Genomic DNA, 21591 nt, shown 5'->3' on the forward strand with positions numbered 1-21591 from the left:
GAGGGCTCCTTTTTGTATAGCTCCTTAACACCTGAGCCAAACTAAAAAGGATTATCAATCAGGAGTGAAAATGACATGGATTACACACATTATAAAAAGCAATTGGAAGAGCGTAAAAGAGAAATCGAACAACGATTAATTGACAATAATCATTTTGGTTTAGAAAGAGGTTTGGCGAGTGATATGGCATCAGGGGAATTGTCACAGTATGACAATCACCCCGCTGATTCAGGCACTGAACTTTACGAGCGGGAAAAAGATATCGCTTTGCTAGGACATTTGGAAGAAGAATTATCAGATATTCAATATTCATTGAAGCAGATTCAACAAGGTACCTATGGGATTTGTGAAGAAACGGGAAGACAAATTCCAAAGGAAAGGCTAGAGGCGTTGCCGACTGCGCGTACAATTGCGAAAGCTTCATCAAATCAAGACATATCAGGAGATCGACCAGTGGAAGAAGATGTGATTACAGATTTAGAAAATCATTATGGTCGGGATGCAGATGATCCAGAGTATAATGAACAGAATGCCTATGAGCAGGCAGCTTCTTTTAATCAAAGCAGCATGACGTATGACGATTCCTCATTAATGGATAATCAAGATGGCGTGGGGTATGTAGAAGAATTCGAACCTTTTGTATCTACAGATATGCATGGTTATACAGGGTCTGAAGGGGTAAGCTTTCAGCGTAATGAGCATTATGATAAGTATATGGATAGTCAGGATGAAGCTGAAGATACGTACTAACTACCAAAGACGCCAGGGCTGATAGCCTTGGCGTCTTTTTATGGAAGTCACACCTTCAATATCCGACTTCTACTGCTGCGTTGACAATATACATAAGATCATTTTTATCTTGTTTATCCTCTAAGACGATGCCACTTGTAGTAAGCATGCCACCTTCCATCACTTCTATGTTAACTTCTCCGTAAGGAATAGCGTCTTTTAATTGATTAAAATCAAGTTGGTCTAAGTCGCATGGTACGGCTAATTTCACGTTAATTTTCATATTGTCTAGAGACTCTTCAGGAAGCACTGAACGGATTCCTGGCATGGAATTGGTATGTATGGCATTTTTGATGGCTCTAATTGAAGCTTTTGTCACATCCTGACCATGTACATCTGTTCCCATTCCTGTTTGGATAAACATCAAATGATCCATGATTATTCCCCCTTTTATTTTTCTCCATCATATCATAATTTGAGAAAGTGGCATCTTTGATATCCATCGCGCTAGCATTTCTTAATATAAAAAGGTCAGGGGGATCCCCTGACCTTTTAGCGTCAATATCCGACTTCTACAGCAGCATTCACAATATACATTTGATCGTTATGATCTCCCTCATCGTTTAAAGTGATGCCGCTTGTCGTGCGCATTCCTCCATCCATTAACTTGATTTCAACCTGTCCATATGGAATCGTTTCTTTAATTTTCGTATGGTTTAATTCATCAATGTCACTGGGTAAGGCCAGTTTCACAGTGGTTTTCATATTTTCCATAGACCCTTCCGGCAACGCTTCCTGGACACCTGGCATAGAATTTGAATGGATAGCATTCTCGATCGCCCGAACGGATGCCTTTGTTACGTCTTGTCCATGAACATCAATTCCAGTACCTGTCTGAATGAAGATAATTTGATCCATAGGATAACCACCTTTCTAAAATAATTCATGATCCTTCATTTATTGTTTAACACGTCATGGATGAGGTAAAACATGCTGGATTTAAATACGGTGCAAGGAATAACCACAGTTCATTGACACAATATTCTGTTCAACTGTATAATCTAATAATATAATCATAAAGCATACTATTTCTATAGGAATTATAATCATAAGGATGTGACGTATTGTTTTTGTCCATAGATCAAGTAGGGAAAACCTTCAATGGTAAAGGAGAAGACGGTTTTGAGGTCTTTTCTGGAATCGATTTGAAGATTGAAGAAAATCAATTTGTCTCACTCCTAGGACCGTCCGGATGTGGGAAATCAACGCTCCTTTCAATGGTTGCAGGTCTGGAGAGCGTCAGATCGGGGTCAATCCGATTGGAAGGAGAAGAAATTAAGAAAGCTGGTCCTGACCGAGGCATGGTCTTTCAACAACCTTCTCTTTTTCCATGGCTGAATGTAAAGGAAAATGTTCTTTTTCCGTTAAAAGGGCATGGGTCAAAAAAAGAGGCAGAAGAGAGAGTGGATCGTTTCTTACAGATGGTCCACCTGAGCCGGTTCAAAGAAAATTACACCCATGAGCTTTCTGGAGGGATGCAGCAGCGGGTAGCCATTGCAAGAGCACTTGCCATGGATCCTAAAGTGTTGCTCATGGATGAACCTTTCGGGGCCCTTGATGAACAGACGAGACATATTCTTCATGAAGAACTGATGAAGATTTGGCAGGAGACGCAAAAGACCATCCTGTTCGTTACACACAGCATTCAGGAGGCGATTAAATTATCTGATCGGGTCGTCGTCATGGGTACACGACCAGGACGGATCATCGCTGACTTTTCCATCGATCTTCCACGACCTAGAAAGAGGGAAGATGAGAGGGTTATCGAGCTTGAGCGAAAAGTGATGGATCTGCTGGAAGGTGAAATCAACAAAGTATTGAAGGAAGAACTTCGTTATGAAGATAGCTATTAAAAGGGTTGGTTTTTTAGTTGTTGTTCTAGGATTATGGCAGCTGGTGTACTCCATTGGTGTCTTCGAAGATATCGTGTTTCCATCACCGCTCAAAGTAGCAGGTGCGCTGTATGAGGGGTTTGCTGATGGGGATTTCATTAAAGCATTGGGCGCGAGTTTCCGTCACTTATTCATGGGCTTGTCCCTTGCCATATTGTTTGGGACCGTCATTGGCGTCCTGCTTGGGAAATCGAAACAGGCGGATGAAACAGCAGGAATGTATCTCATTGCTTTACAGAGTATTCCAAGCATTGTGTGGGTGCCGCTTGCCATTATGCTGTTTGGTTTTTCTGAATTTGCCGTTGTGTTCGTTGTCGTCCTTGGAGGTACATTTGTTATGGCTTTGAACGTACGGACGGCCATTTATAGTGTTCCACCCCAGTTGGTCCGTGCAGCTCGGACGATGGGGACCAATGGAATTCCTCTTTTTTTCAGAGTGGAAGTTCCATCGAGCATTCCATATTTTATGACAGGTCTCAGACTCGCTTGGGCTTTCAGTTGGAGAGCTCTCATGGCTGGTGAGCTGTTAAGCAATGGTCCTGGATTGGGTTACTCTTTACGGTACGCTCAGGATTATGCACGCATGGATCAAGTGATTGCAATCATCATTATCATTGGCGTCATCGGTGCAGTAGTGGATCAAGTGGTCTTTTCTAAGTTAGAAAGAAATGTTAGGAAACGCTGGGGATTATTGAAATCATAGATAGGAGATGAGGAGAAAATGAAAAAATGGTTATCCATAATTGCTCTTGCTGTCATGAGTCTGGTGCTCGCTGCTTGCGGTAGTGATGCAGGCGCGAATTCTGATGATGGTGGAAGTACAGAAGAAATTACGATTGGTTACTTTCCGAACATCAACCACGTAGCGGGTATGGTGGCAGAGACGAAGGATTTGTATTCTGAGACATTGCCGGATGGAACAAAAGTGAACTATCAATATTTTCCTGATGGATCTTCTTTTATGACAGCTATAGAAACGGGGGATATCCAGGGAGGCCTTGTAGGACCTGGCCCGGCGATGAACCACTTCACAAGTGGAGCGGAAGTTAATGTTGTCGCTGCAGGCTCAACAGGTGGTACAGTCATCATGGCTAGAGAAGGAGCGGATATTGACTCCCCAGAAGACCTGGCAGGAAAGACGTTTGTTTCTCCAAGGGTAGGATGTACACATGATGTACAATTTGAAACGATGATGAAAGAGGAATTCGGTATAACGTCTGACCGTATTGACGGTGAAATGAAGCACGTCACAGGTAAGCCGGCCACTTATGCAAGCTTGTTTGAAACGAAAAATGTGGACGTCGCAACCGTTCCTGAACCTTGGGCATCTTCCATTGAGGAACAAGGAAGCGGTAAAGTCCTTGTCGACACACCGGATGTTGCTTTTGGTGAAACTTTACCGGCAGCCGTGTTCGTCACTTCTCAAAAACTTGTGGATGAAAACCCGGATATGGTGGAGAGCATCGTAGAAGCTCATAAAAAAGCGACAGACTTTATTAATGAAAACCCAGAAGAAGCGAAACAGATTGCCATTGATAAAATCAAAGACATCACGGACCAAGAACTTTCAAAAGAAGTCATCGACCGTGCCTGGGAGCGTATTGATTTCACTTATGAAGTGAAAGAAGAAAACCTTCAGGAGTTCGCGGATGCTTCTTATGATCTTGAGTTTCTGAAAGAAAAGCCGGACTTGACTGGTCTGGTGGACACAAGCTTTCTTGATTAAATAGTAGGAAAAGAGACGGGAAATTTCCTGTCTCTTTTTTAGTTCTTTTGAGTCTTTTTGAACGGAACCCGCATGCAAAAAACCCAATAATATTTAAAACATCCCTTTAGTTTTTATGATTTAGGTCAAACTATAAGGTACAGGAGGGATGCTGTTTGAAGCGCATTTCAATCGTTTTTTTCATTATTGGGATACTTTTCATTGCAGGGCAGTCGGTTACAGCTGAAAGCGAATATAAAATCGTCCATAAAGATAAAGTAACAGAAGATTGGGAAGTCCATGTCGATTATCCAAGGTTTGAGCACTTGGAAAGTAAAGATCTTCAAGATACTGTAAACTTTCAAATCGTTCAGAAACTTGAAGATACGTTGAGAGATGTAAAGAGAGGGGCCGGAGAAATGATGGGTGTCCCTTATCTTTATTATGAAGAAACATCGGTGTTTAAAGAAAAGACTTTTTATTCTGTCGTGATGACCTCCCACATATCCAGGGGGAATCGCTACAATTCAACCGTCACCTCCATCAATTTTCAAGATGACCGAGGGGGGTCAATCAAGAAATTGAAAGACCTTGTGTATATCGATCGATTAAATAAAGAAGTGAAGAAGGCATTAGAAGCTGACCCGGAGATGTATTTGCAGGAGCCTTTTGCTGGTGTGCGAGACAATACCGCTTTTTATGTGAAGGATGAACACCTTGTCCTTGTATTCAATAAGTTTGAGGTCGCTGCTGGTGTTCACGGCACTCCTGAGATATCAGTCCCTCTAAAAGGGATACTTAAGGAAGAATTAGAGAAAAAAGTGCCTCCTTTGCCTTCCTATACATTATCCACATATTGAATAGCGCACTAACGAGGTTTTTGGAGTATATCCACATAATTAACAAGTGTTTGCAAAAATTCTATCCACAGATAATCAGGGTGCATGATCTTTATGGCGGGCCTTTGACTCACTTACTCACATTGTGCACAACCTTGTGGATAATGTTAATAACAGGCAAAAAAAGAAGCATAAGTGCTGCTTATGCTTCTAACATTTCTTCTTCATTTTGCTCTCCGTAATAATGGAACAAATATTGATCTTTTGTAATGACATACAGGTCATAGACATCATCGGTGCGATTAATCCAAGAAAATACCTCTGGATAAGCGTCGTTGCCAATGGATACATAAGGAATTTTGAGAGCTGCTTTCATTGATCGGACGTTGGTACGTCTGATTTTCATAAAAATAGCTTCAATATTCAATTGGAAAAACAATTCCTCGAAAAATGCTTCTTTGGCTATTTGATTGTATCCTTTGCCGAAAAATGGCTGACCGATCCAGGTAGCTAAAAAGCCCTTGTTCTCCTGTATATCGAAAAGGTTGATGGTTCCGATGGGCTGCCCCCACTCATCAAGGATGGTACGTGAAACCAATTCCCCCCGATCTTCAGCTTCTATGGTTTGTTTGGTCAAAAAGTAGAATTCGTCACTGGAAGATGCTTTGTGACGGACGTAAGGAAACACTTCAGGATGGCTCATCAACTCAAATAAAACCGGGGCGTCATGTAAGTCACGCTTTTTTAGCATAAAAAATCCCTCCTTGAATGAGGAGGGTGGTCCAAACGCATAGGAAATAGGCGTTCACTGGCCAGTTCGGACCACCCTCGAATTTTTATCAATTGCTCACAAAAATTCGGGGTGGGAATCGAACCCACTAGAACCAGTGCTATGACTGGTGGCGCACCATTTGCCTTCCCTACACCAAAAGCTTATAAAATATCATCTAAACTTATAATAATCCACTCCGAGAAAAAAGTGAATAAAAACTTTGTAAAATGGACGTGGATTTTTTTTACAAATTCTTATGGTTTTTGTTGATCCGTTAAAACGGAAAATACAGCTAGTCGCTCAGAATAAGTGGAGGCTTCTTTATCATACGGTCCCGTACAAGTGATGAGATTCAAACCGTGTGAATTTGTGGGCCCGAAGATCTTCCTGATCGGAGCATCTTGGTAAGGATATGATTCAATTCTGCTTACTTCAAACGTAAGTTTCATGTTTTCGTCATAAACATGAATTTCATCTCCCGGTTTCAAATCTTTAAGGTCATAAAAAACAGCGGGCCCGCTATTACCGTCTACATGGCCTGCAATAACCGCATTTCCTTGGTTTCCAGGCATTGTCCCTGGTTCAAACCATCCGACATCAGTTAAGCTTTTCGGTACCGCCATTCCTCCATCTGGTGTATAGCCAAGAGCCTTAACGGAGGTGTCCACATCTATCGAAGGAATTTCAATTCGGTCAGGAGTGATGCCGTATTGTTCGGATGAAGCCTGTACAGCAGGCGTGTAATTTTTTTTGATTGGTGCATTTTCTAATTGATCACGGACTAAAGATTCCTTTTTAACTTCTACACCTTGGGTGCGTGTGGTTTCGGATGTAGAAAGAGCCCTGGGTTCCTCTGCAGGTTCTTCATTCAGCCATTGGAAACTGATGAGAAATACGAGGAGACCCAGGGCTAAAGGGAAAAGTTTTCTTACCATTTATGCTTCTGAGCGTTTACGTGTCAGCATAAAGCCAGCACCCATGGCTAGAACACCTAGAAGAGCAGCATACATCCAAGCATTTGATGAGGAATCAGCTGTTCCACCGAAACCAGTAGCAGGCATCATTGTCGGCATAGCAGCAGAGTCTTGGAGAAGCAATACTTCTGGATTATCTGCTGTTCCAACAGCGAACGCACTATAAACTTTTCCTGCTTCAAGGTTTGTACCTGAAAGATCAATCAATTGTGTTCCATCTGTTGTACGTACTTCAAGGTCGTAGGAACCTGGGTCCACTTCCATATAATCGGTGACCATTGGGAATTCTGCACCTGAGAATAGAGCATCTCCACCAATTGGACCTACATCAACGGCTGGTGCACCAGGAATGAAATGACCGACACGGACTTTAGCCTTACCTTCGGTTGCTTCCATAGAATCTTGGATGGCCTTCAATTGAATGTTTTCTAAGTTATCAATCGCTGCAGCTGTATAAGCCATACCAGCTTCTACATTTACTGTGGTAGAAATGACAGGCTCTTGTTCACCTTTTGTTCCAGCTGCATAAATCTCTACTGTATGTTCGCCGGCCGGCACTTCCAAGTAATCTGTAGCTGCTTTAAATTCAGCACCTTCAACAACAGCTTCATCATTCAAATACACATCAACTGCAGGGGCGTCAGGTGATGCGTGGAGAACGCGGACCATGGCGTTCTGATCGTGACTGTCAGCCAAGACAGAAGGTGCGAAGATTCCCAAAATCAATACAACAGCAGCTAATGACGAAAATAATTTTTTCATGTTCCCACTCCTTAAATTTTTTATATCCACTGCCATTCTATAGAACGGCAATTTCTACCATGGGGGTTTTCACAACGCGTTGTAAAAATCTTGTACAAGTTTTGTATATTCATCATATACACCCTTTGTACAACTTTCAAACCTTTTGCTATGCTCAATATGCTTTTAGAGAACATAGAAAAAACACCGGAAAATCCTTCCGGTGTTAGAGTGCTTCACTATTCTTGGAAATATACCATTTTTCCGTCAATCATTGTCCATATAGGTTTAGACAGATACTCGAATGGATGTCCGCTCCACAAGACAAGATCGGCGTCTTTTCCCTTTTCAATCGAACCGACCCGGTCATCAACTCCAAGGTTCTTAGCAGGGGTGATCGTGATTCCTCGAAGAGCGTCCTCGACGTCGAGACCTTCTCTAGCTGCGAGTGCTGCACATATGTTCAAATATTGGATGGGTGTATAAGGATGGTCCGTCGTAATGGAGACACGGATCCCGTGGTCGTGCAGAATTTTATACGTCTGCCACGTTTTGTTTCTTAGCTCAATTTTCGATGCCCTTGTAAATGTCGGCCCTACACAGACTTGTAATTCTCTTCCTGCCAGGTGATCAGCAATTAAATGCCCTTCCGTACAATGCTCGATGCGCAAGTCCAGGTCGAATTCGTCTGCAAAGCGCAAAGCTGTAATGATATCGTCCGCTCTATGAGCGTGGATTCTCACAGGTATCTCTTTGTTCAAGACTTGTAGAATCGGTTTTACACGGAGGCCGGGTTCTGGGTCCTTCATTGCTGCATAGAAGGTCTCCCTTAATGTCCCCATAATTCCAAGCCTGGTTATCGAGGCATTTTTAGACTGGGAGTGAATCCGTTTTGGGTTTTCTCCCAAAGCGAGTTTAAGGCCGGCCGTCTCTCTGAGGATCATATCGTTAATCGTATGGCCCACGGTTTTAATAACAGAGGTCGTACCACCAATCATATTTGCGCTCCCCGGCATGATGTGCGCCGTGGTAACACCAGCTTTCCTCGCATTAAAAAAAGCAGGGTCAAGAGGGTGGGCTCCATCGATTGCTCTCAAGTGTGGGGTCACGGCCTCAATGGTTTCATTTGCATCACTTCCTGCCCAGCCCGTTCCCTCATCATAAAGACCAAGGTGGGTGTGGACATCAACGAATCCTGGGTATAGATCCAACCCTTTGCCATCGATAAATTCAGCTTGCTCCGGCAAATCGATGCTCTCACCGTAATCGTGTATTTTCCCATCGATTACATGGACATATCCATTTTTTATAGAAGGAGATGTGATAGGGTGGATACTGACATTTTTTATTACAGTGTTCATAGACATACAGCCTTTCCCTTCGTTATACAATTATTATACTTTAAAATAGCCTTTTGGATAACAAAAATGAGCAAAGCTAAGCTTTACTCATTGCACACCTTTAGTTGTTTAAAATGGATGAAAGGGCAGGCTGTAATTCTGGGTAGTGAAACGTGTACCCAGAAGCCATTGCTTTTTTAGGGATGACACATTGTCCATCTAAAAGGAGTGTGCTCATATCTCCGAGTGCAGCTTTCAGGGCAAAGGCGGGAGCGGGAATCCAGTGGGGACGATTCAATACTTCCCCAAGGGTTTGACCGAAATCTTTGTTTCTTTTCGGGTTGGGAGCTGTTCCGTTTAAGGGGCCGTGAATGTCTTTGTTTTCAATGGCGAAATGAACAAGCCCGACGACATCATCGATATGGATCCAGGACATCCATTGTTCACCTGACCCTAGTTTCCCGCCAATCATCATTTTGTAAGGGAGGATCATTTTCGGAAGCGCACCTTCTTCACCCAATATAATGCCGAAGCGGACATACACGGTCCGAATACCTTTTTCTGCGGCTTGTGAAGCACGCGTTTCCCATTCCTCTACAACATTAGCTAAAAAGTCGTTCCCTGGTTCGGTTGTTTCTTCTGTGAAAGTCTTTGTTTTAGATTGCCCGTAATAACCTACAGCAGAGGCGTTGACGAGGACCTCGGGCTTTTCCGGCAATGCATCAACCAAGTCCAATACCCCTTCTGTCGATTTGATACGGCTTTCCAAAATCGATTGTTTCCTTTCCTCGGTCCATCGTCCACTATTCAATGATTCTCCAGCTAAATTGACGATGGCATCAAGAGCAGGGAGCTCTTGTTCCGGGTGGAATTCCTCTTTCAACCAACCGACATAAGTGACTTGCTCCGTGTCGTTGTACTTCTTTGGACTCCGTGTCAATATGTACACGTCATGCCCTTCTTGGACGAACTTCTCTTTTAATTGGGTACCGACAAAACCAGTACCTCCTGTAATGGCGATTTTCATGTTCATTCCTCCTGTCAGTGTGAGGTTGTCAATAGTTTACTCCATTTGATTCGGTTTACCGATACACACGCCGAATCCATGATAAAATATGGTCAAAGAGGTGAAGCGGATGGCTAAACTTACAAAAATTACGACACAAAAAAAGCATAAGAGTCGTTACAATATCTTCCTTGATAAAGGGAATGGAGAAGAGTATGGGTTCAGTGTCGATGAAGATGTTCTCGTGAAGTATCGTCTTCAAAAAAACATGGAACTTGACGATGCTCTAATCAACGCGTTGATACAGACCGATACGCTTCATAAATCCTATACCCTTGCCATCAATTATTTAAGCTATCGTATGCGTTCGGAAAAAGAGATCCGTGATTATTTAAAAGACAAAGAGACGGACCCGGAGCACATCGAAGAAATTGTTTCACGATTGAATAAAGAACGGTTGCTGGATGATCAGGAGTTCGCGAACTCCCTTGTGAGGACAAGGATTATGACTTCCAGTAAAGGTCCGCTCCTTTTGAAAAAAGAATTATTGGATAAAGGGGTGTCTGCAGTAAAAGCGGATGAAGCCATCACTCATTATTCTTTTGAGAAGCAATATGAAAAAGCGATAAAATTTGCTGAAAAGAAATTGAGGAACGACGGCCGGAAATCATACCGTCAGCAAGTTCAAAACGTGCAGCAGACGCTGATGCAAAAAGGATTTCAGGGAGACGTCATCCAGGAAGTGCTTGCGAATTTACCGGAAGATGAGGACGAAGACACAGAATGGGAAGCGGTCGTTTATCAGGGAGAAAAAATGCTTCGCAAATTTCAATCCAAAGCTGAAGGGTTTGAGTTGACGCAGAAAGTCAAATCAGGATTGTACAGAAAAGGTTTCTCTTTCGATCTTATTGATCGTTTTATCGATGAGTATGTGAAGGAATAAAAAAAGAACAAGCCGTCTGACTTAAATGTCAGCCGCTTGTTCTTTTTTACTCAACAGTCCTTTTTTATCCAAGTCCTCAATTGCCTCATGTACATGATCGACAACCGTACTTGCCTTTTCCTTCACCTGGTCATGAGCCTTTGACATGGCATAGCTGTGGGGAGTCATTTCAAACATGCTCAAGTCATTGAAAGAATCTCCAACACATGCGATTTCATCAGGGTGAATGCCGAGGCCTTCAATCAACTTTCTAAGACCACTTTGCTTGTTAATCGATTTAGGCATCATATCGACACATGTTTCATGAGAAATGAAACTGTCGATTTCTTCTCCAAATGTCTCTTTAATCCGATTGGCAGCTTTCACAACATCCGCTTCTTTCCCATGGAGGGTAAATTTTGAAGGGGTAATTGTTTCACCTACTTGATCGTTCAGTTCGGGTTTGACAATAATTTCGTGGAACATCTGTTCAGAAATCATGTCAATGAATCTGTTCGATTCTTTCGTAAATGTTTCATCAGCTGTAGACACTGTTTTAATCATCGGTTCTTGATCAATGGTTTGAACGATTCGTTTCGCCAGTTCTGTTTCAAACGTTTTGGCATGGATTTGTGTATCTTCGTCATTGAATACAAAGGCCCCATTTTGACTGACGCGGTGTCCGTTTACACCTACACGTTTTAGAACCTCTACAATTTCGTGATCCATACGACCGGAGGCGACAGCAAGAGGGAGGCCCTCTTCAACCATGCGCTTCAATGCATCAATATCTTCGTTTTTAATATAATGATCGACACCAAGAAGGGTACCGTCAAGGTCTGTGACAAATAGTTTGATCATTGTTTCATCTCCTTTCCTTCCGGGGAATTCCCCAGCACCTAAATGATTGTACACGACGTAATCGCTTTCACACAAAGAGGAAAGCTTATTCCATAGCATCCCACTTGTAAAAAAAACAAATCAAATATAGGATAGAAGTTATGAGATGACTGAAAACGCTTTTAGTGTAATTTAAGTGGGGGACCATTATGGAAAAGCAGATAAAGATAAAAAAAGTGCTCAATAATAATGTAGTCATTGCTTCCCACCCAACTTATGAAGAAGTGGTGTTAATTGGGAAAGGAATTGGTTTTAACAGGAAGAAGGGAGACGAAATTTCTTCCGAAAAAGCCGACAAGACATTTTTGCTGAGTAATGAACAGGAAAAAGAACAATATGTGAGTTTATTGCCATACATCGACGAGAGTTTGATTGACTTCATGAGTGATATCCTCCATCACGTAGAATCGCGAATGGGGCAAGATCTCAACCAACATATTCACGTCGCGTTGACAGATCACCTGGCATTCGCCATCAATCGAGCAAAAAAAAACCTCCAGTTCGCGAATCCATTTTTGCTTGAAATTGAATCCCTTTATCCAAAGGAATATCAAATTGCGATGGAAGTTGTGACGATGATTTACGATAAAATGGGCATCCAGTTTCCAGAAGGAGAGGTAGGCTTCATTGCTCTTCATATTCATAGTGCTGTAACGGACAAGACGCTAAGGGAACTCAACCGTCATAACCAGCTCATCACACATCTCGTTCAACTTGTTGAAGATACGATGGACGTTCAAATTGATAAAAAGAGTGTGGACTACCATAGGCTTGTTCAACATTTGCACAGAGCCATCGACCGTGTTTATCAAGATGAACACGTAGGGGATGAAATTCGTTTGGCAAACATGTTGAAAGAAGAATATCCTGTGTGCTATAATTTAGCATGGAAACTGATAAAAGTGATGCAAAGGCAACTGAATAAACCTGTAGATGAGTCGGAAGCGATTTATTTGACGATCCATTTACAACGTTTAACCCATAAAACCTAAAACGTACGTGTTACTGACACGATCAGGCATGAGTACATGAAGGTGAAGTGGTTATCATAGGGATAGGACTATCCTTATGGAACCCATTCACCTCGTGTGCTCATGCTTTTTTATGTCCTGCTAAGAAAGTAGGACGAGCTATTATCCATACTCGGCGTCCAAACTGGACGCTTATCGTTCCTTTTTTGTTGAAAACGTTTTATTTTTCTGACAAATGGATTTTATGGGGCCAGAGGCTTGCGTCACAAAAAAAAGGAGGAAAACATAATGTTCAAGAATGCTTTCGGCACACTGCAAAAAGTTGGTAAAGCCTTGATGACTCCTGTCGCACTTTTGCCTGCGGCTGGTATTCTTCTTGCTTTTGGTACAAGCTTTGCTCAAGACAACTTTGTTGATAAAGTGCCATTCTTCGGAACACCTTGGGTTCAAACATTGCTGCAAGTAATGGCTGAAGCCGGAGGAATTGTCTTTGACAACTTGCCGTTGTTATTCGCTGTCGGTGTTGCCATCGGATTAGCGAAAGGGGATGGGGTAGCAGGTCTTGCTGCCATCATCGGTTATTTGATTATGAACGTGGTCATGGGGGTGCTTGGAAATGTCGATGCTGACATGACCTCAGACCCTGCGTATGCAGAAGTGCTCGGTATACCGACGCTTCAAACAGGAGTATTTGGCGGTATTATAGTCGGTATTTTGGCCGCTGCTCTATACAACAGGTTCTTCAATATTGAGTTACCACAGTTTCTCGGGTTCTTTGCCGGGAAGCGATTCGTGCCAATCATCACCGCTTTTTCTTCCCTTTTCTTAGGAATTATCATGCTGTGGGTATGGCCATTTGCTCAAACAGGATTGAATGCTCTTTCCCATTTAATGTTGGAGGGGAACCAAACGGTTTCGGCATTCTTCTTCGGACTGATTGAGCGTTCCTTGATTCCATTCGGTTTGCACCATATTTTCTATTCGCCATTCTGGTTTGAGTTCGGTTCTTATACGAACGCTGCGGGCGAGATTGTTCGCGGAGACCAAACGATCTTCTTCGAACAGTTGAGAGACGGTGTTGAATTCACTGCCGGAACATTTATGGTTGGTAAATTCCCATTCATGATGTTCGGACTTCCAGCTGCGGCACTTGCGATTTATCACACAGCAAAGCCTGAACGTAAAAAAGTGGTCGGAGGAATCATGGCTTCTGCAGCCTTGACTTCTTTCTTGACAGGTATTACAGAACCAATCGAATTTTCATTCTTATTCGTAGCACCACTATTGTTCGCGATTCATGCTGTATTTGCTGGTTTCTCCTTTATGATTATGGAGATTCTTGGAGTTAAAATTGGACAGACATTCTCTGGTGGTTTGATCGACTTTATCCTGTTCGGTGTTCTTCCAAACCGTACCGACTGGTGGTGGGTCATCATCGTAGGTCTTGTATTCTCTGTGGTTTACTACTTTGGATTCCGCTGGGCAATCCTCAAGTTCAACTTGGCGACACCTGGACGTGAAGATGAAGCGGAAGATGCAGAGGAGGATGGCGAAGTCGGCGATCTGCCGTTCGAAATCCTTGAAGCGATGGGTGGACAAAAGAATATCGACCACCTGGATGCATGTATTACCCGCCTACGTGTTTCTGTGAATGATAAAAACGATGTAAACAAAAACCGTTTGAAAAAACTTGGAGCTTCCGGTGTAATGGAAGTCGGGAACAACATCCAGGCTATTTTCGGACCAGTATCTGATACTCTGCGTGGCCAAATGCAAGACATCATAGATGGTAAAACACCAAGATCAAGAGAAGACGCTTCTGAAATGAAGAACGCAGAAAAAGCAGCAGAAGCGCCGGTTACTGAAGGTGAACTGGAATTTGTAAGCCCGATCAAAGGAAAGATCATGCCAATCACTGAAGTGCCCGATCAAGTATTCTCTGGTAAAATGATGGGCGATGGCTTTGCAATTGAGCCGGAAGATGGTAATATTGTTTCACCGATTAATGGTAAAGTCTTGAACGTATTCCCTACAAAACATGCGATTGGCCTTGAAGCCGAAAATGGAATGGAGATCCTGATTCACATCGGAATTGATACGGTCGGATTGAAAGGGGAAGGATTTACAGCTAAGATCTCTGAAGGAGATGAAGTGAAGCAAGGTCAGGCATTGATGGAAGTGGATTTGGACTTCGTAAAAGAAAATGCTCCATCCATCGTAACGCCGATCGTGTTCACGAACCTGCAAGAAGGACAGTCTGTAAACATTAAAGCATCAGGTAAAGTCAATCACAATGATCCAGACATCATTGAAATTAACGAATAAAGAGGAGAGTTTAACATGGCAGAACAAACAATGAAAATCACAGCAGCTGACGGTGTACACGCACGTCCAGCAACAGCACTTGTACAAGTAGCAGGAAAATACCAATCCGATGTAAACATCGAGTATAAAGGCAAATCTGTTAACATGAAGTCCATCATGGGCGTAATGTCCCTTGGAATTCCAAACGGTGCAGAAGTAACGTTCAAAGCGGAAGGCTCTGACGAAGCAGAAGCTGTCGAAGCTGTTGTAGCAAAAGCAAAAGAAGAAGGTCTTGGAGAGTAATCTCTTCAAACATAAAAAGAGGGGCTTGCCGTTACGGCGAGCCCCTCTTTTATGTACGTATTGAGTTTGTTCCAAAGAGCAGTCGAATCGCGCCAAAGGACAAGCGAATCGCGAAAAAAGGCAGTCGAACTGCGCGAAACAGCTGCTCGATACGATTAGCGATCGATGAATATTTCGTTTCGACCGTCATCCTCTGCAAAGATTTGTTCAGCGACAATTTCTGGACCTTTTAACTTGCCTGGATTTGCCACGTGATCCGTCTCTTTCCAAAATGGAGTGTTCATCCCACCCATGTACACAGCAGTCGCTGTCATAGGTGATTCTTCCCATTCTTTATGCAGGCTTTCGGTGAATCCGCGTACAGCAAACTTACTTGCACAGTATATGCTTTCATTCTTCTTCCCGCGTAGACCTGCAGTTGAGATGATGTTCAACACACGACCTTCTGTAGATGCTAACATCGGAACAGCAAGTTGAGTGGTCATTATGGTCCCTTTAACGTTTGTGTTGTAAAGTTGATCGATTTTTTCTTCGGTATAGGAGGAAAGATCTCCAAAATGCCCAAGACCGGCGTTGTTGATCAATACATCTAAGGAATCGATCTGTTTAACAGCTTCTTTGATTGATGATTGCTCCGTTACATCACAAATGAGAACCTCTGCTTTTCCGCCTTCATTAATAATTTCGTTCTGAGTGATTTGTAAATGCTCAGCGGTTCTTCCTGAAAGGAATACCTTATAATCGTTCTTAGCGTAAATTTGGGCAAGAGCTCGTCCCAAGCCTGTTCCGGCCCCTGTAATCCACACATTTTTCATACCTATCTCTCCTTATCTGTATTGCTTTATATTCATTGTGAACAAACCCTGCTAGAATGTAAAGAGAGCTTGTATGTAGGAGGTTGCATCATGGAAAAAAGATATAGTGAGTACACACAAGAAGAGTTACGACTTGAAATTGCTGAGCTGACTGAAAAAGCTCAAAAGGCTGAACAATTAGGTATGGTAAACGAATTTGCTGTTCATGAACGCAAAATCATTATGGCGAAATCTTATATGATGGATCCAGGCGATTTTAAGGCTGGGGAAACGTACGAAATTGAGGTGGACCCCGAGCACACCTTTTATATTGAATATATGAACGGTGTATTTGCCTGGGGATACAGGAAAACCCAGCAAGGTGAGAAAGCAAGTGCTGAAGAAGAAGCTTTGCCCATTTCTATGTTAGGGCATAAAGTGACTGAAAAATAAAGGAGCCGGGCACGTGTAAACGTGCCCGGTATTTTTAGTTGCGTTTACGCATTTGGATTTCAGTGATTTGGTCTGCTTGCGTTTGTTCTGTTTCCCCATTTACACGGCTGCTCAAATGTTTGATGCTGCGGTGTGAATAGGCGCCAGAGGCTTTCGATTTGAAATTACGTTTACCCATGGTAATTCCTCCCTACATCGTTGACGTCACGGTGTCTCGATCTAGCCGCTCTCTCTTGAGGTTTACTATTGATCGTGCCATCTGGACGTTTCGCGAGGTATTCGCTTTGGTCGTCCGGTGCGTGCGTCATTTTTACGTTAGGGAAATTCTTTGCCTTATTACGCATCAGTTACCCTCCTCATGAGTCTCATTGAAGAGACAATATTAGTATGTACCGTCTTAGAGCCTGTATGTGTTACAATGGCAGTGTAAACATTGCCAAATATGGAGTGGTCACATGAATGAAATATATCAGCGTTTAGCTGAAAAGCTATATGAGAAAAATCCTGAGTTAACGATAGATGAAGCAAGAACATGGGTGGAACTTTTATGGGAAGACTTTGAATCAACGCGAGCAAAAGCTGGTCATGATTACCAAGGAAAACAGGTGACTGAACAGATTGTCTTGCAGTGGATTCATCATTATGGCCCGAAATTTCATGAATTTGTCGCTACAAATCCAAAATACAAAAAGATGCTTGAGAAAAAAGGGTATCTTCATTAAAAAAAGTACAGGATTTGAAAAGGAGCCTCTCATCGTGAGAGACTCCTTCTTTATGTTTTCCTCACGCTTACGATTCGTTCACATGGGGCTTACTTTGTTCTGAAGTTTTTCTTCGGTAAACACCCATCCTGTATAGGAATTGAGAATTTTCAAATTATCTCCATGCTCATCATCAATTTGAGCCAATGCTACAAACGGATAACGGCCCCGGGAGCGATACCGAAGATCGATGAACCTCACTTCTGTATATTCATCATAATAGCTCATTTCGTACCTGTAAACTGGGGAAAACGATAAAAAAGCTTTGATGTTATGATCGGTTAAAGCTTTTTGAATGACCGGATCATCATAATCAATCGGTTTATTGGTGAATGTATCAAGGATGGTTAAGTGTCCATTTTCAGCCCTACCCACGTAATAGTGAGTAGGCGTAGTGATGGCAACCCTCCAAACATTTTGCTTCATTGTAGGGGAGGTGGCAATTTGGGTGACATCCTTGATGTTCTCATGTATCAAACGAACCAGTTCTCTCTTATCAAAGTACCTTTTCAAGTAATAGAGGGCGATGACAAAATATATGATCAGCCACAAAGTTCCAGGGTTTGCGCCTAAATTCCATGCAACAATACCTGCAATGTGCAGGGTGAAGATATACGGATCGAATGTATTGATGAACCCATAGGCGACCCATCTTTTTGTAATAGGGCGATACGCTTGGGTGCCATAAGCATTGAACACATCAACGAATACATGCAATATGACCGCAAGAAAAGTCCATAGCCAAAGATGTAGAAAGTTCACCTCAGGTGTGAACAAATAAATGATACCGGGAATGCCGATGCCCCATAGTATCACAGCAGGAATGGAATGCGTGATGCCACGGTGGTGCCGGATGTAGACCGCATTATTCCTTAATTTTAGTACTGTGTCTGAATCGGGCGCCTGTGAACCGATCATTGTTCCAATCAGAACGGCATTAAAAAGATCGGGGTCTGCATTGACTACGGGATCAAGCGTAGCCAGCCCCCCTAATGCGACGCCCATGACGACATGTGTGCCTGTATCCAAGTTCCATACCTCCTTTGGCAGGTCGGACGTTCCAACAGTAGTTTATCACGAAGGGTGAAAAAAGATGAAAAGAGCTGAAAGAGTTAATCATATTTTAAATAACTTCGACAAGGATTCCTACAGAAAGGATTTGATACATTGGTTTAAAGAAGAGCAGCGGATTCTCCCATGGCGGGAAAATCAAGATCCTTACCGGGTGTGGGTATCAGAAATTATGCTCCAACAAACACGGGTTGATACGGTCATTCCCTATTTTAATCATTTTATGGATAAGTTTCCTACGCCTGAATCATTAGCTCAGGCAGATGAGCAGGAGGTCTTGAAAGCGTGGGAAGGTTTAGGATACTATTCCCGTGCGCGAAATTTGCAAAACGCTGTGAGAGAAGTTGTATCTGAATACGAGGGAGTCGTTCCAGATAATGCTGAAGAATTAGGCAATCTTAAAGGCGTGGGACCCTATACGCGAGGCGCTATTTTAAGTATTGCCTATGATATACCAGAGCCTGCGGTGGATGGGAATGTGATGAGGGTCTTATCAAGAATTCTTCGTGTCGAGGATGACATCAGCAAACAAAGTACGAGGAAGCTCTTTGAAGAACTTGTGAGTGAATTGATATCTGAAGAGGATCCCTCTTCTTTTAATCAAGGATTGATGGAACTTGGTGCCTTGGTCTGTACGCCAAAAACCCCTTCCTGCATGCTATGTCCAGTTCAAGAGCACTGTAGAGCTTTTGATGAAGGAGTGGAAACAGAGTTGCCGGTTAAAGCTTCTAAAAAGAAACAAAAGAAATCTCCTTATTTATTGCTGCTCGTACAAAATGAAAAGGGAGACGTACTGATCGAACAAAGACCAGACACAGGTCTGCTCGCTTCTTTATGGCAGTATCCGATGGTTCCACTTGAAGACGTAGGTCATGAAGCGGTCGTTCATTGGTTTTATGGTGAATATGGTTTGAAAGTGGAAATAGGGGAATCTGTAGATCGCATCAAACATGTATTTTCTCATTTGATATGGGAAATGGAAGTCATCAAGGTTACTGTAAAAGAAGGAACGCTTGACCATGAGCGTGCACAATTCATTGCACCTGAAGACATGGAAGACTATCCATTTCCGGTCTCCCATCAAAAAGCCCACCCTCATATTAATCGATGACAGGATGAGTGCCGCTGGTCCAGGTAGCTTCTTGCTGCTCCAAGCCGCCGCGGCGCTTAATTTCCTCATTGATTTCACGTAAAAGGGTAATTCCTTCCGAGTTCAAATAAGGAGAAGATTGGGATAGAGCATAGTGAAAGTAACCCAGCTCTTTTTCTTGCCACTCTTGCTTTGGTTCCATAGATAAAGCCGATAAATCTCGTCCCACATACATAGCATTCCATCCTCCTTCTTAGATAATTTATGTACATTTGATTTCCTCATACATGTAAAAAGTCACCTGATAAAACGTAACAAACTTGTAACGTAAATGTAACCAAAGCATACAATCCTTTATGTGACAAGGATTAGACAAATAATGTCCTCATTTGGCGAAGTTTAAGACTATTTACAATTCAGTGTCATTTATGAATAATTAGTAATAGAACATAACGATTATCTTTTTTGACTAATGTCATACATATGAGAGGGTTGTATAGATGAATAAAACGAAGGTGGTCACTGCTGTCTGTGGTTCTTTGATTGGAGCCTCGTTGTGGGGAAGTTCCGTTTTTGCTGACGAATTACATAAAGTGAAATCCGGGGAAACATTGTGGAGGATCAGTACGAAATACGATACATCCGTTTCTGAAATCAAAACATGGAACAATCTCGATTCAAACCTTATCCGTGTGGGACAGACTTTGGTGGTTGATAAGGGTTCTGACACAACACCACAATCACAGCCAGAAAAGACAGAGGATGTTTCAACCACTTCTTATAAAGTGAAAAGTGGAGATTCTCTTTGGGCCATTGCTACTCGTTATGGTTTGTCGGTATCAGAATTGAAAGCACTGAATGGATTGACAAGTAACGTCATTTATTCAGGGCAAAATCTAACCCTCACAGGAGAAGCAAGTCAAACAAAGCCCACCTCTTCTGATGAAAAAGAAACATCGGATGAACAGAAGTCTGAACCAAAACAAGAAACGAATGATACATATACGGTGAAGAGTGGAGATTCATTATGGGTAATTGCTACGAAATACGGAATGTCTGTCAGTCACCTTAAGAAATTGAATGACCTATCCAGTAATGTCATTTATTCAGGGCAAAAGTTGAAAGTATCCGGTGAAGTCACTTCTTCTCCGACACAAACTTCTACAAACAATAACGCGGTTTCAAATTCAGGTCTGATAGACGCAGCGAAAAAGCATATAGGTACACCTTATCAGTGGGGAGGTACAAGCCCGGCAGGATTTGATTGCAGCGGCTTCCTTCAATACGTATTTGCTCAGGAAGGCGTAAGTATCCCACGTACAGTAGCTTCGATCTATGCCGACAGCAGAATGGATTCTGTAAGTGGTTCAAATCGTCAAGTTGGAGATCTAGTGTTTTTTGAAACTTATAAGCCAGGTGCTTCCCACGCCGGGATTTATGTAGGTAATAACAGTTTCATCCACACGGGATCCACAAATGGTGTTGAGATTAGTTCATTATCCAGTAACTACTGGAGCCAACGTTATATCGGTACGAAAAGATTATCCCATTAATTGTGAGAACCGCTCCTAACACTAGGAGCGGTTTTTTATATAAAAATTTTTGTTTTTTGGAATGAAACAACCCCCTCCTGTACACAATAATTTTTGCGGAGGTGATAATCATGGCTAAGCAACCGAAACAAAACAAAACAGCAGCTGGTACAGACGTTAACCACGTGAAACAACAAAACCAACAAGCTGCACAAGGGAAATCCCAATACGGCGCTGAATTCGCTCAACAAACTGACGCGCAGCACGTACAGCAGCAGAACCAAAAATCTCAGGCTAAGAAAAAATAACCTGAGTCGTTGGTAGGTTGGCCAGGCTGCCTTTTAGCCTGTATCAATCCCCCGATTGAAGAAGTCGCCCCTTTAGCGGGCGGCTTCTTTTATTTACATACTTCTATAGTATTTATTAAGCAAT

27 protein-coding genes are annotated in these 21591 nt (G+C 42.5%); 14 read left to right on the top strand and 13 right to left on the bottom strand.

The window, feature by feature from the left end:
- The first annotated feature begins 75 nt into the window (after positions 1-75).
- Positions 76-750: a TraR/DksA C4-type zinc finger protein gene (locus tag GLV98_RS16065; RefSeq protein ID WP_160917075.1), complete on the top strand. Its 675-nt coding sequence runs from the start codon at positions 76-78 to the stop codon at positions 748-750.
- A 55-nt stretch (positions 751-805) separates the two neighbouring features.
- Here the strand turns inward: GLV98_RS16065 and GLV98_RS16070 are convergent, their stop codons facing one another.
- Together GLV98_RS16070 and GLV98_RS16075 are read right to left on the bottom strand one after the other, a co-directional pair.
- Positions 806-1165, bottom strand: a complete 360-nt coding sequence (locus GLV98_RS16070) for a Lin0512 family protein (RefSeq protein WP_160917077.1) — start codon at positions 1163-1165, stop codon at positions 806-808.
- A 122-nt stretch (positions 1166-1287) separates the two neighbouring features.
- Positions 1288-1647, bottom strand: a complete 360-nt coding sequence (locus GLV98_RS16075) for a Lin0512 family protein (protein ID WP_160917079.1) — start codon at positions 1645-1647, stop codon at positions 1288-1290.
- 206 nt (positions 1648-1853) lie between these two features.
- Here GLV98_RS16075 and GLV98_RS16080 point away from each other — a divergent pair, with 206 nt between their 5' ends.
- The 4 genes from GLV98_RS16080 (at position 1854) to GLV98_RS16095 (ending at position 5246) form a co-directional block, all read left to right on the top strand.
- Positions 1854-2642 (top strand): ABC transporter ATP-binding protein, encoded by a 789-nt coding sequence (locus GLV98_RS16080; RefSeq protein ID WP_160917081.1) that lies wholly within the window; start codon positions 1854-1856, stop codon positions 2640-2642.
- A complete protein-coding gene (locus GLV98_RS16085) occupies positions 2626-3384 on the top strand; it encodes an ABC transporter permease (RefSeq protein WP_160917083.1) in 759 nt (252 codons plus the stop codon). Before GLV98_RS16080 ends, GLV98_RS16085 begins: the two co-directional genes overlap by 17 nt.
- An 18-nt stretch (positions 3385-3402) precedes the next feature.
- Positions 3403-4407 carry an aliphatic sulfonate ABC transporter substrate-binding protein gene (locus tag GLV98_RS16090; RefSeq protein ID WP_160917085.1) on the top strand — a complete coding sequence of 335 codons (1005 nt, stop codon included), beginning with the start codon at positions 3403-3405 and terminating at the stop codon, positions 4405-4407.
- A 155-nt stretch (positions 4408-4562) separates the two neighbouring features.
- Positions 4563-5246 carry an RsiV family protein gene (locus tag GLV98_RS16095; protein WP_160917087.1) on the top strand — a complete coding sequence of 228 codons (684 nt, stop codon included), beginning with the start codon at positions 4563-4565 and terminating at the stop codon, positions 5244-5246.
- Between the two features lie 181 nt (positions 5247-5427).
- On the opposite strand, the gene GLV98_RS16100 is transcribed toward GLV98_RS16095, so the two are convergent.
- The 5 genes from GLV98_RS16100 to GLV98_RS16120 form a co-directional block, all read right to left on the bottom strand.
- Positions 5428-5976, bottom strand: a complete 549-nt coding sequence (locus GLV98_RS16100; RefSeq protein WP_160917089.1) for a GNAT family N-acetyltransferase — start codon at positions 5974-5976, stop codon at positions 5428-5430.
- A gap of 275 nt (positions 5977-6251) precedes the next feature.
- Complete coding sequence (locus GLV98_RS16105) at positions 6252-6932, bottom strand: class F sortase (protein ID WP_160917091.1); 681 nt, start codon at positions 6930-6932, stop codon at positions 6252-6254.
- Entirely contained in the window at positions 6933-7733 is an 801-nt protein-coding gene (locus GLV98_RS16110) for a DUF4397 domain-containing protein (protein ID WP_160917093.1), read from the bottom strand.
- A 218-nt stretch (positions 7734-7951) separates the two neighbouring features.
- Entirely contained in the window at positions 7952-9073 is a 1122-nt protein-coding gene (locus GLV98_RS16115) for an amidohydrolase (protein ID WP_160917096.1), read from the bottom strand.
- A gap of 100 nt (positions 9074-9173) precedes the next feature.
- Positions 9174-10079, bottom strand: a complete 906-nt coding sequence (locus tag GLV98_RS16120) for a TIGR01777 family oxidoreductase (protein ID WP_160917098.1) — start codon at positions 10077-10079, stop codon at positions 9174-9176.
- Between the two features lie 109 nt (positions 10080-10188).
- Between GLV98_RS16120 and recX the strand changes: the two genes are divergently transcribed.
- Positions 10189-11001 carry a recombination regulator RecX gene (gene recX, locus GLV98_RS16125; protein WP_160917099.1) on the top strand — a complete coding sequence of 271 codons (813 nt, stop codon included), beginning with the start codon at positions 10189-10191 and terminating at the stop codon, positions 10999-11001.
- A gap of 21 nt (positions 11002-11022) precedes the next feature.
- Here the strand turns inward: recX and GLV98_RS16130 are convergent, their stop codons facing one another.
- A complete protein-coding gene (locus GLV98_RS16130; RefSeq protein WP_160917100.1) occupies positions 11023-11841 on the bottom strand; it encodes an HAD family hydrolase in 819 nt (272 codons plus the stop codon).
- A gap of 188 nt (positions 11842-12029) precedes the next feature.
- Between GLV98_RS16130 and glcT the strand changes: the two genes are divergently transcribed.
- From glcT to GLV98_RS16145, 3 genes are all read left to right on the top strand, one after another.
- Positions 12030-12872 (top strand): glucose PTS transporter transcription antiterminator GlcT, encoded by an 843-nt coding sequence (gene glcT / locus GLV98_RS16135; protein WP_160917101.1) that lies wholly within the window; start codon positions 12030-12032, stop codon positions 12870-12872.
- Between the two features lie 267 nt (positions 12873-13139).
- The gene (gene ptsG, locus GLV98_RS16140; protein WP_160917102.1) at positions 13140-15176 is read left to right on the top strand and encodes a glucose-specific PTS transporter subunit IIBC; all 2037 of its coding nucleotides are present in this window, start codon (positions 13140-13142) and stop codon (positions 15174-15176) included.
- A gap of 15 nt (positions 15177-15191) precedes the next feature.
- Complete coding sequence (locus GLV98_RS16145; RefSeq protein WP_089653809.1) at positions 15192-15458, top strand: phosphocarrier protein HPr; 267 nt, start codon at positions 15192-15194, stop codon at positions 15456-15458.
- Between the two features lie 155 nt (positions 15459-15613).
- On the opposite strand, the gene GLV98_RS16150 is transcribed toward GLV98_RS16145, so the two are convergent.
- On the bottom strand, positions 15614-16273 hold the full coding sequence (locus tag GLV98_RS16150; protein WP_160917103.1) for an SDR family NAD(P)-dependent oxidoreductase: 660 nt from the start codon (positions 16271-16273) through the stop codon (positions 15614-15616).
- Between the two features lie 90 nt (positions 16274-16363).
- Between GLV98_RS16150 and GLV98_RS16155 the strand changes: the two genes are divergently transcribed.
- Positions 16364-16705: a YfhH family protein gene (locus GLV98_RS16155; RefSeq protein WP_160917104.1), complete on the top strand. Its 342-nt coding sequence runs from the start codon at positions 16364-16366 to the stop codon at positions 16703-16705.
- A 34-nt stretch (positions 16706-16739) separates the two neighbouring features.
- Here the strand turns inward: GLV98_RS16155 and GLV98_RS16160 are convergent, their stop codons facing one another.
- Both GLV98_RS16160 and sspK read right to left on the bottom strand, forming a co-directional pair.
- Positions 16740-16883, bottom strand: a complete 144-nt coding sequence (locus GLV98_RS16160) for a YpzG family protein (protein WP_160917105.1) — start codon at positions 16881-16883, stop codon at positions 16740-16742.
- A complete protein-coding gene (sspK, locus tag GLV98_RS16165) occupies positions 16876-17052 on the bottom strand; it encodes a small acid-soluble spore protein K (protein ID WP_370632777.1) in 177 nt (58 codons plus the stop codon). The genes GLV98_RS16160 and sspK overlap by 8 nt, the downstream gene beginning before the upstream one ends.
- 108 nt (positions 17053-17160) lie before the next feature.
- On the opposite strand from sspK, the gene GLV98_RS16170 reads away from it, so the two are divergent.
- Positions 17161-17427, top strand: coding sequence for a YfhJ family protein (locus tag GLV98_RS16170; protein WP_160917106.1), 267 nt, complete (start codon positions 17161-17163; stop codon positions 17425-17427).
- A 78-nt stretch (positions 17428-17505) separates the two neighbouring features.
- Here GLV98_RS16170 and GLV98_RS16175 read toward each other — a convergent pair whose 3' ends face one another.
- On the bottom strand, positions 17506-18495 hold the full coding sequence (locus GLV98_RS16175; protein ID WP_160917107.1) for a metal-dependent hydrolase: 990 nt from the start codon (positions 18493-18495) through the stop codon (positions 17506-17508).
- Between the two features lie 64 nt (positions 18496-18559).
- On the opposite strand from GLV98_RS16175, the gene mutY reads away from it, so the two are divergent.
- Positions 18560-19648, top strand: a complete 1089-nt coding sequence (mutY, locus tag GLV98_RS16180) for an A/G-specific adenine glycosylase (RefSeq protein WP_160917108.1) — start codon at positions 18560-18562, stop codon at positions 19646-19648.
- Here mutY and GLV98_RS16185 read toward each other — a convergent pair.
- A complete protein-coding gene (locus GLV98_RS16185; RefSeq protein ID WP_160917109.1) occupies positions 19638-19862 on the bottom strand; it encodes a cytosolic protein in 225 nt (74 codons plus the stop codon). The genes mutY and GLV98_RS16185 overlap by 11 nt on opposite strands.
- Positions 19863-20127: 265 nt before the next feature.
- On the opposite strand from GLV98_RS16185, the gene GLV98_RS16190 reads away from it, so the two are divergent.
- Complete coding sequence (locus GLV98_RS16190) at positions 20128-21180, top strand: LysM peptidoglycan-binding domain-containing protein (protein WP_160917110.1); 1053 nt, start codon at positions 20128-20130, stop codon at positions 21178-21180.
- 110 nt (positions 21181-21290) lie between these two features.
- Positions 21291-21467, top strand: a complete 177-nt coding sequence (locus GLV98_RS16195; RefSeq protein WP_089653790.1) for a gamma-type small acid-soluble spore protein — start codon at positions 21291-21293, stop codon at positions 21465-21467.
- Positions 21468-21591 lie beyond the last annotated feature (124 nt).

Source organism: Halobacillus litoralis, assembly GCF_009856415.1.
Classification (GTDB): Bacteria; Bacillota; Bacilli; order Bacillales; family Halobacillaceae; genus Halobacillus; species Halobacillus litoralis_C.

Bases quoted from the DNA above. Each gene is read 5' to 3' on its own strand.
- GLV98_RS16065 (WP_160917075.1), top strand. From the start codon at position 76: ATGGATTACACACATTATAAAAAGCAATTGGAAGAGCGTAAAAGAGAA.
- GLV98_RS16070 (WP_160917077.1), bottom strand. From the start codon at position 1,165: ATGGATCATTTGATGTTTATCCAAACAGGAATGGGAACAGATGTACAT.
- GLV98_RS16075 (WP_160917079.1), bottom strand. From the start codon at position 1,647: ATGGATCAAATTATCTTCATTCAGACAGGTACTGGAATTGATGTTCAT.
- GLV98_RS16085 (WP_160917083.1), top strand. From the start codon at position 2,626: ATGAAGATAGCTATTAAAAGGGTTGGTTTTTTAGTTGTTGTTCTAGGA.
- GLV98_RS16090 (WP_160917085.1), top strand. From the start codon at position 3,403: ATGAAAAAATGGTTATCCATAATTGCTCTTGCTGTCATGAGTCTGGTG.
- GLV98_RS16100 (WP_160917089.1), bottom strand. From the start codon at position 5,976: ATGCTAAAAAAGCGTGACTTACATGACGCCCCGGTTTTATTTGAGTTG.
- GLV98_RS16105 (WP_160917091.1), bottom strand. From the start codon at position 6,932: ATGGTAAGAAAACTTTTCCCTTTAGCCCTGGGTCTCCTCGTATTTCTC.
- GLV98_RS16110 (WP_160917093.1), bottom strand. From the start codon at position 7,733: ATGAAAAAATTATTTTCGTCATTAGCTGCTGTTGTATTGATTTTGGGA.
- GLV98_RS16115 (WP_160917096.1), bottom strand. From the start codon at position 9,073: ATGAACACTGTAATAAAAAATGTCAGTATCCACCCTATCACATCTCCT.
- GLV98_RS16120 (WP_160917098.1), bottom strand. From the start codon at position 10,079: ATGAAAATCGCCATTACAGGAGGTACTGGTTTTGTCGGTACCCAATTA.
- recX (WP_160917099.1), top strand. From the start codon at position 10,189: ATGGCTAAACTTACAAAAATTACGACACAAAAAAAGCATAAGAGTCGT.
- GLV98_RS16130 (WP_160917100.1), bottom strand. From the start codon at position 11,841: ATGATCAAACTATTTGTCACAGACCTTGACGGTACCCTTCTTGGTGTC.
- glcT (WP_160917101.1), top strand. From the start codon at position 12,030: ATGGAAAAGCAGATAAAGATAAAAAAAGTGCTCAATAATAATGTAGTC.
- ptsG (WP_160917102.1), top strand. From the start codon at position 13,140: ATGTTCAAGAATGCTTTCGGCACACTGCAAAAAGTTGGTAAAGCCTTG.
- GLV98_RS16145 (WP_089653809.1), top strand. From the start codon at position 15,192: ATGGCAGAACAAACAATGAAAATCACAGCAGCTGACGGTGTACACGCA.
- GLV98_RS16150 (WP_160917103.1), bottom strand. From the start codon at position 16,273: ATGAAAAATGTGTGGATTACAGGGGCCGGAACAGGCTTGGGACGAGCT.
- GLV98_RS16155 (WP_160917104.1), top strand. From the start codon at position 16,364: ATGGAAAAAAGATATAGTGAGTACACACAAGAAGAGTTACGACTTGAA.
- GLV98_RS16160 (WP_160917105.1), bottom strand. From the start codon at position 16,883: ATGGGTAAACGTAATTTCAAATCGAAAGCCTCTGGCGCCTATTCACAC.
- GLV98_RS16170 (WP_160917106.1), top strand. From the start codon at position 17,161: ATGAATGAAATATATCAGCGTTTAGCTGAAAAGCTATATGAGAAAAAT.
- mutY (WP_160917108.1), top strand. From the start codon at position 18,560: ATGAAAAGAGCTGAAAGAGTTAATCATATTTTAAATAACTTCGACAAG.
- GLV98_RS16185 (WP_160917109.1), bottom strand. From the start codon at position 19,862: ATGTATGTGGGACGAGATTTATCGGCTTTATCTATGGAACCAAAGCAA.
- GLV98_RS16190 (WP_160917110.1), top strand. From the start codon at position 20,128: ATGAATAAAACGAAGGTGGTCACTGCTGTCTGTGGTTCTTTGATTGGA.
- GLV98_RS16195 (WP_089653790.1), top strand. From the start codon at position 21,291: ATGGCTAAGCAACCGAAACAAAACAAAACAGCAGCTGGTACAGACGTT.